Annotated in this window: 2 protein-coding genes; both read right to left on the bottom strand. The window is 53.1% G+C overall.

What is annotated here, in order from left to right:
- Positions 1-58: 58 nt before the first annotated feature.
- The gene (locus BMZ51_RS23615) at positions 59-487 is read right to left on the bottom strand and encodes a putative periplasmic lipoprotein (RefSeq protein ID WP_074882426.1); all 429 of its coding nucleotides are present in this window, start codon (positions 485-487) and stop codon (positions 59-61) included.
- A 338-nt stretch (positions 488-825) separates the two neighbouring features.
- The coding region (gene repC, locus BMZ51_RS23610) for a replication initiation protein RepC (RefSeq protein ID WP_244277648.1) at positions 826-1,594 on the bottom strand (769 nt) is incomplete at its 5' end.

Here is a 1,594-nt window from a genome sequence, read left to right as displayed (position 1 = left end):
TTGAACTCCCGCTCTGCGGTCAGGCAAATCTTACTTCGCCTGACCAGATAATCTACTCTTAGCTGATGCTCTCCAACAGTCGCTGCAACCGCCCACCATCCGGGCTGTCCAGCAACGTTACTTTTTGCTGATTGGCTTTACCTGGATTGATGATCATGTCGAATGAGCTTGTGACCTGTGTCCCACCCTCAACATTGTTAAAGCGCAGGGTAGCGCGGGCACGCGGAATACCATCGCTGTAAGAGGCGTGTTGTTTTCGCTCATTGCTGTTTGGGGTAAGGAGCTGTTCAACAACAACAGTACTCCCGGCGCTGCGCAGGACTTTAAATTCTCTGCTCTGGAATTTTGCAATGACGGCCTGTTTTGCCGCTGGAATTGACTTTTGCATCACCACACGGGGCGGTTGATTTGACGAGACGACAACAGATGTTGTCTGACAGGCCGCCAACATCATGGTTGCGGCAAGAATAAGAAATAGCTTTCTCATTGAGGTTTCCTCTTGAGTGGTTCACCGGATTGCGGTGAGGGTTGGTTGATGGAATTTTCTCTCACTGTGCGTTTCATTTTTCCCGCCATGCAAAACGGGGGAGATCGCTGTCAAGGATCGGGCTTCTGGCGGGGTTCTCCCATTGAAGTGCGCTTGCACGTAAGCCGTCCTGCAAGAGCGTTTCGCTTGCCGCACGTGTGCTGCACGAGCTGACTTTTGGGCCGCAAGTGCCGGCGCAAAAGTCAGGGAGGAAGGATAGGGAAGCCAGATGCCCGAGGAGCTTTAGCTCCCTTGTCCTTGACAGCGATCGGGGGCAACGCCCCAATTTTGTGACGCTCCTATTCATCAAGGTTGCCTTTGGCCAGCAGCCCAAAAACAGATTTGTGTAGATGTAGATTACCGGTTTCAGCTTTCGCCAGACAGCCGCGCACAAAGCCGCCATAGGAGTTGATGGGAGTGGTCGGATCGGTGCTGCGGCGCTCGGCAATCACAATGATTGTTGCGGCCGCACTTGCGCCAAGCTTGTCGCAGGCCTCTTGCCAGGCTGGAGTTGAGATCCCCAGAAAGCTTGCCGCTAATTTTGCCGCCTTGATGAGCGCCGTCCAGTCGGAGCCCCCAGCTTTTGAGGCGTTGCTGATCATTTCGCGCAGCATGGGGCTGCTGCACGCCAAAATCTGTTTAAGGGTGATGTGCTCAATACCTGAATTTAGGAACGCTGCTTGTGCTGAAGGGGGATTAGTTTGGGGCAGGGCAGGGGCATCGGATCTTCCCTCAACCCCATGAAGGTGTTGACGGGCGCGATCGGCACTTTCAGGCTTTGATCTTTCAAGAGCCATTTGCGCGGTAGCGCTCAAAGGAGAGTTTAAGTCATTGCCGTAAGGCAATGCCCGCTTATTACGTCTTTCGTTAGAAAGTGTTTGATTTGTATAGTTTGTATTTATGTGTCGGAAATCCAGTTCCGGCCTGCCGGAAGTTTTCTTCCGACCAACAGTGTTTTGTGGGTCCTCGTTGCCCCCAATTTCAACTCCCAAATGCGGCACTGACGGCGCGCCTAAACCCCTTTGCTGGTCCTTTGCTGCAGCACTTTGTTCAAACCGCTCTAAGAGG

Source organism: Pseudovibrio axinellae, assembly GCF_900110875.1.
Taxonomy (GTDB): Bacteria; Pseudomonadota; Alphaproteobacteria; order Rhizobiales; family Stappiaceae; genus Pseudovibrio; species Pseudovibrio axinellae.
Note: the sequence above shows the minus strand (reverse complement) of the source record. Positions and strands in the feature narration are given on the sequence as shown.